This is a genomic window from Arthrobacter sp. ZBG10 (genome assembly GCF_001238605.1).
Taxonomy (GTDB): domain Bacteria; phylum Actinomycetota; class Actinomycetes; order Actinomycetales; family Micrococcaceae; genus Arthrobacter.
The window spans coordinates 1-6,356 of record NZ_LFQH01000113.1 but is presented as its reverse complement, the minus strand read 5'-3'; the positions used below and the strand labels follow the sequence as shown (position 1 = coordinate 6,356).

Annotated in this window: 4 protein-coding genes and 1 pseudogene; 2 read left to right on the top strand and 3 right to left on the bottom strand. The window is 68.2% G+C overall.

What is annotated here, in order from left to right:
* A pseudogene (locus tag ACU18_RS20030) lies at nt 1-296 on the top strand (DUF853 domain-containing protein); the annotation flags it as partial.
* Between the two features lie 180 nt (nt 297-476).
* The gene (locus ACU18_RS18725) at nt 477-1,469 is read left to right on the top strand and encodes a hypothetical protein (RefSeq protein ID WP_197273627.1); all 993 of its coding nucleotides are present in this window, start codon (nt 477-479) and stop codon (nt 1,467-1,469) included.
* A 63-nt stretch (nt 1,470-1,532) separates the two neighbouring features.
* Here the strand turns inward: ACU18_RS18725 and ACU18_RS18720 are convergent, their stop codons facing one another.
* The 3 genes from ACU18_RS18720 to ACU18_RS18710 all read right to left on the bottom strand — a co-directional run bounded on the left by ACU18_RS18720 (nt 1,533) and on the right by ACU18_RS18710 (nt 6,097).
* Nucleotides 1,533-3,533, bottom strand: a complete 2,001-nt coding sequence (locus ACU18_RS18720; RefSeq protein ID WP_050687986.1) for an NHL domain-containing thioredoxin family protein — start codon at nt 3,531-3,533, stop codon at nt 1,533-1,535.
* Nucleotides 3,533-5,698, bottom strand: coding sequence for a cytochrome c oxidase assembly protein (locus tag ACU18_RS18715; protein WP_050687985.1), 2,166 nt, complete (start codon nt 5,696-5,698; stop codon nt 3,533-3,535). The genes ACU18_RS18720 and ACU18_RS18715 overlap by 1 nt, the downstream gene beginning before the upstream one ends.
* A gap of 111 nt (nt 5,699-5,809) precedes the next feature.
* On the bottom strand, nt 5,810-6,097 hold the full coding sequence (locus ACU18_RS18710; RefSeq protein ID WP_050687984.1) for an HU family DNA-binding protein: 288 nt from the start codon (nt 6,095-6,097) through the stop codon (nt 5,810-5,812).
* Nucleotides 6,098-6,356 lie beyond the last annotated feature (259 nt).

Here is a 6,356-nt window from a genome sequence, read left to right as displayed (position 1 = left end):
CCGGCGGGCCTGCCGATCTCGACGCCGAGGCCCGCCGGATCGAGGAAGAAATCCTGGGCCGGCCCAGCAGCAGGCCCGCCCCCACATCACCGGCGCCCGCCGAACAGCCCCGGGCGCAGGCGCCACGCCAGGCCCCGCAACAGAACGCCGGCGGCGGGATGATGGGCGATCTCGGCGGGCTGCTGGGCGGGGCCCTGGGCGGCGGCATTAAAAGCATGGCCAGGTCCGTGGGCACCCAGCTGGGCCGGGAACTCCTGCGCGGCGTGTTCGGCACGTCCTCCCGGCGCCGCCGCTGAGCCAGCACCGCTGAGCCGCTGCCGCGGACTCCCCGCGCCTGGCGGAACGGCACCCTGCCGGCCGTCCCCCGGGCCTGCGGGCCGCCGTCGGACGCGTCTTTCCGGCGACGTAACGCCACGCGCCACGCGCACGCCGACTTTAGCGGGATTGGCACGCACGTTAGTGTAAGGACCGTGCAGATGAGTCAAGCGTTGGTGAGGATAGCGGCCGGATGGCTGCTGGGCCTGATGCTTGCCGTCGCCGGCGCCATCGTGGCGGTCAACGTGGTGAACAATACGGTGGCCAGTGCGCAGCAACCGGTGCGCGAGTACCTGGACGCGCTGCAGAGCGGCGATGGTGGCCGGGCCCTGGGCCTGCTGCGTGCCACGGTTCCGCCGTCCAACGCCGCGATGCTGGACGGGACGGCGCTGCAGACGGCAACGTCGCGGCTGTCCAACGTGGACATCGGCGATCCGGAGGACCAGCCGGGCAACCGCGTGATGGTTCCCCTGGAGTACACCATTGACGGCAGCCGGCTCCGCAGCGAGTTTGTGCTGGAAAAGACCGGCACGGAGTGGCTTTTCTTTAACACCTGGGCGTTTGTCCCGTCCCGGCTGCCCACGGTGGACATCACGGTGGTCAACGGCAGCGAGGCGATCGTCAACGGCGCCGCCGTCAACATGCCCAACGGCAGGAACTCGTTCGCGGTGTTTTACCCCGGCGAATATGAGGCTTCCCTGAACGGGCAGTACTTCGCCGCGCCTGCCACCCGGGCGACGGTCACGGCCCGGGACGCCCCCGTGGCGCCCCTGAACCTGCTGACGCAGGCCACCGACAGGCTGAAGCAGGACGTTGCGGCAAAGGTCAAGGAATTCCTGGACGGCTGCGCCGGCGAAGCGGTCAAGGAGCAGAAACTCCAGCCCGACTGCCCGTTCTATTACGCCAGCAACAACCGGGTCCAGGACGGCACCATCGAGTGGAACGTCACCAAGTATCCCGGCGTGTCCATCGAGCCGTTCGACGGCCGGTGGGTGGTGGCGCCCCTGGACGGGAAGGCCACCGTGGAAGCCCTGCAGCAAAACGCGTTCACCGGCATCTGGTACCCGCTCAAGGAAGAAGTGGACTTCAGTTTCACCACCCGCCTGGACGTCACCCCGGATGCTGTGCGCGTCACCCCGCAGCTGAGCTTCTAGCCCGCCGCCCCCAACGATCCGTCAGGGGCGGCTGCTTTTACGGAAGCGGACGACGGCGGCGTGTCAGTCCATGCCGCGGAGGTCCAGTACCAGCCCGGTATCGCCGTCCGCCTGCAGCAGCACGGGAATGCCCCAGTCCTGCTGGTACAGGTGGCAGGCGGCGTGGTCGGGGATCTCGCCGTCCTCGGTCTCCGGACCGTCGCAGGCAGCGGCCCGGGCGGTGATGTGCAGGACACCTTCGGGGACGTCGGCCGAGAGCTCCAGGGTGCGGCGCAGGCCCACCGAGGTGCCGCCGCCGGACAGCAGCAGCTCCGGCGGGGTGGCGGAGATCTTCAGCTGGGTGGGGTCTCCCCACCGGTCGTCGAGTTTCTGGCCCGTCGGGGCCGTGAAACGGACCGTGAGCTCCAGGAGGCCCGGCGCCACCGGACTCTTGGGCCGCTGCGTCCGGGACGCGCCCTCGTCCACCTGCTGGGCTTCTTTGGGGATGGGCACGTACACCAGCTGGTGCCGGTTGGCTTCCACCACCACCAGCAGCGGCTCGGAGCCTGCGGCCTGGGTGTGGTCAACGATCACGTCGGACGGCTCGGCCAGGCCACGGGCCAGGGTGGACACAGTCCCGGCCACGGGATCGAACCGGCGTACGGCGCCGTTGTAGGTGTCGGCGATGGCCACGGATCCGTCGGGGAGGACGGTGACGCCCAGCGGATGCTGCAGCCGGGCCCCGGCGGCGGGGCCGTCGCGGAATCCGAAGTCGAACAAGCCCTGGCCCACAGCCGTTTCCACGGTGACGGTGCCGGCGTCGTCAATGACCAGCCTGCGGAGCGCCGAGGTCTCGGAGTCGGCTACCCAGATGTTCCCGTCAGCGTCTTCGGCCAGGCCGGAGGACTGGGCAAACCAGGCCTCGTGGGCGGCACCGTCCAACAGGCCCTCCAGTCCGTTGCCGGCCACGATGGAGACCGCGCCGGTGCGGGGGTCGAAGCCGAAGATCTGGTGGGTGCCGGCCATGGCAACCACCACGGCGTTGAGCTTGCCGGACCACACCACGTCCCACGGTGAGCTCAGCGAGACGTCCAGCGGGTGCGCACTGAGCTGGCCGGTGAAGCCGGCGGCGTCCTCGTCCACCCGGGCGGGGCCGGTCTCCAGCAGCCGCTGGATGCCGTTGCCCACCAGTGTGGTGGCCTGCCCGTCGCGCAGCGAGAGCCCACGCAGCCTGTGGTTGACGGAGTCGGCGATGACCACGTCGTAGCCAACTGAGGCTGCCACATCGTCCGGCAGGAGCACCAGGCCCTGGGGCTCGTTGAACTGCGCCGTGGCCGCGTCACCGGCGGCCTGGCCGTCAACGTGGCCCTTGGTGCCGGTGCCGTAGGCGGCCAGGACCGTCTGGAAATCGGTACCCAGTTCCACCAGGCGGTGGTGCCCCGTGTCGGTGACCAGCCAGGAACCCTTGGCAGCGGCAGCACCGTCGTCGGACACTGCACTGGAGCCCGCGGAGCCGCGGCCCGGCGGCAGGAAAAGCGCCTTGCCCGGGAAGCGGAGCGTGCCGGAGGTGGCAACCGGTGCCACGTAGGGGCCGGAGCCTCGGTGCAGGGTGCCCTTGGCCTCATGTTCGGCGATCAGCTCGGGGATCAGCACCGCGAGGCCGTCCGCGTGGCCTTCACCGGACAGGTGCGCCACGATGTAGCCCTCGGGGTCGATGACCACCAGGGTGGGCCAGGCGCGGGCGGCGTACGCCTTCCAGGTCTCCAGCTCAGGGTCATCCAGCACGGGGTGGTGGATGTCGTAGCGTTCCACGGCGGCGGCAAGGGCCACGGGGTCGGCCTCGTGTTCAAACTTGGGTGAGTGGACTCCCACGGTGACCAGCACGTCGGAGTACTGCTCCTCCAGGGGGCGCAGCTCGTCCAGGACGTGGAGGCAGTTGATGCAGCAGAAGGTCCAGAAGTCCAGGAGCACAATCTTGCCGCGCAGGGCTTCAAGGTCCAGGGACTTGCCGCCGGTGTTCAACCAGTTGCGGCCCACCAGTTCGGAGGCGCGGACCCGGTGGTGGGTACGTACTGTTTCGCTCATCAGCGTCCTTCCAGCTTTGAATTGCGGTCAGCCAGCTTGGCGTCGCGTTCAGCCAATTTGGCAAACATATCGTTGTAAGCGGTCATATCGGCGTCGTTATTCCTGTCCGCCGCCCGGTCCACGCGTTTGGACTCGCGCTGGTCGGACCGCGACCACATGATCGCGACGCCGATGGCCACCAGGAGGGTGGGGACCTCACCGATGCCCCACGCCACGGCGCCGCCTGTCTGCTGGTCCATCAGGGCCGACTGGCCCCAGGTCCGGCCCAGGTTGCCGAAGTAGTCGGCGGCCAGCAGGTTGGTGCCGCCCATGATGGACACCCCGAAGAAGGCGTGGAAGCCCATGGTGGCCAGGAGCAGGAGCAGCCGCATGGGGTACGGCGCCCGGCGCGGCAGCGGGTCCGAGCCGATCATGGTGAGCACAAAGATGTAGCCGGTCAGCAGGAAGTGCACGTTCATCAGCTCGTGGCCCACGTGCTCCCGCATGGCGAGGCCGAACAGGTCCGAGTAGTAGAAGAGCACAATCGAGCCGGCGAAGTTGGCGGCCGCAAACAGCGGATGCGTCACGAGTTGCGAGAACTTTGAGTGGACAAAAACCAGGATCCATTCCCTCGCGCCCCGCGAACCGTCACCGCGGGCGGGCAGTGCCCGCAGGGCAAGGGTGACCGGTGCGCCAAGCACCAGGAAGATAGGCGCCACCATGGTCAGGGCCATGTGGTCCACCATGTGCGCCGAGAACAGGATGCGGCCGTACACCGCAGGCGGTCCCGAGGTGATGAACGTCAGGACGGCCAGGCCCACCACCCAGTTGATGGTGCGGAACCAGTTCCACTTGTCGCCGCGCCGCAGGACCTTGGCGACGCCCAACGCGTAAGCAACCAGGCCGAACAGCGCCACGGCAATCCAGAGCCAGTCCAGCCGCCACTCGGTCAACCAGCGCTCCGGGGTCAGTTCCGGGGGCAGCTCGTAACCGGTCAGGATAAAGGCCGGGGAAGCGTCCGGCGCGTAGGTGGTGGGCTGAGGCGGGGCGGAACGGCCCAGCGCCACGGCGATCCCGGACGTTGCGCCCATGATCAGCAGCTCCGCCAGCACCAGCTGCCACAGGACCCGGCGGGTGGACATGGCGGCGCCCTTGCGGCCCAGCTGCGGGATGACCCATTGCCGGTGCATAAACCCGATGCCGCCCAGCACCAGCGTGGCAGTGGTCTTCGCAAGGATGAGCTGGCCGTACACGGAGCCGAAGAGATCTGCCCAGCTGGTGATCCTGATGCTGGCGTTGATGATGCCCGACGCGAGGACCAGGACGAAGGCAAAACCGGCCAGCGTGGAGAACCTGCGCAGGACCGCCTCGGTGAGGTCCGTTGTTGCGCCGGCTTTGGCGCCGGTGAGGATTCCGGAGAGCAGCACCAGCATGATGATGCCGCCCACCCAGGCGCTGACGCCCACCAGGTGCAGGCCCAGCGAATTGATGGCGCCTTCGTGGTCCGAGGAACTGGATGAATGGCCGATCAGGGCGGTGGGTACCAGCCCTGCGAGGGCCAGGATCAAGGTCAGGGCCAGCCCGCTGAGGGAGCGGACCCCGAACAGGGCGGTGGTGACCACGGCGGCGATGATCGTGACGGCCAGCCAGGCCCGGCCCGTTTCGATGTCGGTCATGAAGTAAACCAGGGCCTTGGTGAACTCCGCGTCGCCGGAGACCGGCTGTCCCGCCACATCGGAATAGGTCAGCACCAGGACGGCGATGGCGGAGAGCGTCCAGATGGCACCGGCGCCCGCAGCAATCGACAGGGCCCGGGTGAAGGCCGGATGCTCGGCGGCCTCGCCGTCGGCTGCGGCCGCCCTGCCGCGGTTACGGCCGCCGAGGTGTTTGGGCAGGATCCCCACGGCGAAGATCAGGCCGCCGATAACAGTGGCAAGGGCGATGTTGTGGATGGCCTTGCTGGCGGGCAGGCCCCAGCGGACCAGCTCACCGGGGTCGGAGACCGACCGGGCCGCAGCGGCGCCGGAGAAAATCAGTGCGGCGGCCAGGCCCAGGAACAGGGCGCCGAGCCCCGCCAGCTGCCAGCCCAGCGAAATACCCGGGGCGCCGCCGTCGCGCCCCTGCCCTCCCTTGCCGGGAGGGGACTGAAGCGGCACGGAACGTGGTTTGGCGGCAGAAGACACCATTCCATTGTCCGCTACGCCCGGGCGGGCGGCGAATCGGCTTAAAGCAAAAGGAGCGGCAACCGGATGGTTGCCGCTCCTTGCCGGTGCCGGCTGTGCGCCGGGCAGGAAAGCCTAGTTCTTGTTGGAGACAGCAGCCTTCAGCTTCGAACCTGCGGTCAGCTTAACGCTGTGGCCCGCGGCGATCTGGATGGTCTCGCCCGTCTGCGGGTTGCGGCCGGTGCGTGCAGCACGGTCGGTGCGCTCGACTGCGAGCCAGCCCGGGATGGTGATCTTTTCGCCGGCGGCGACGGACGTCTCGAAGACCTCGAACAGGGCATCGAGGACGGAGTTGACGGCTGCCTGGCTGGTGCCGGCCTTGCCAGCTACCTCTGCAACAAGTTCACTACGGTTCTTAGCCATTTATGTCCTCCTGGACGGTTTGATCTGGAGCCTGCACACGGCATGCGCACAAGCCACTGTTCGAAAACTTACCAGCTTGGGCGCCGCGGTACGGCAAATTCCGCGTGTTTCCGCCAGTTTTTGAGGTTAATCACCGGAATTCCGGCCTAATTTGTCCCCATTTTGCGTTTCTGCCCGGGTCAACCGCTCCAACCTGTCCTGCCTGTGGTGGGGTCGGTGGCGTCCCGTCTGTCCCTCACCGTTACGCTATCGGTTGTGG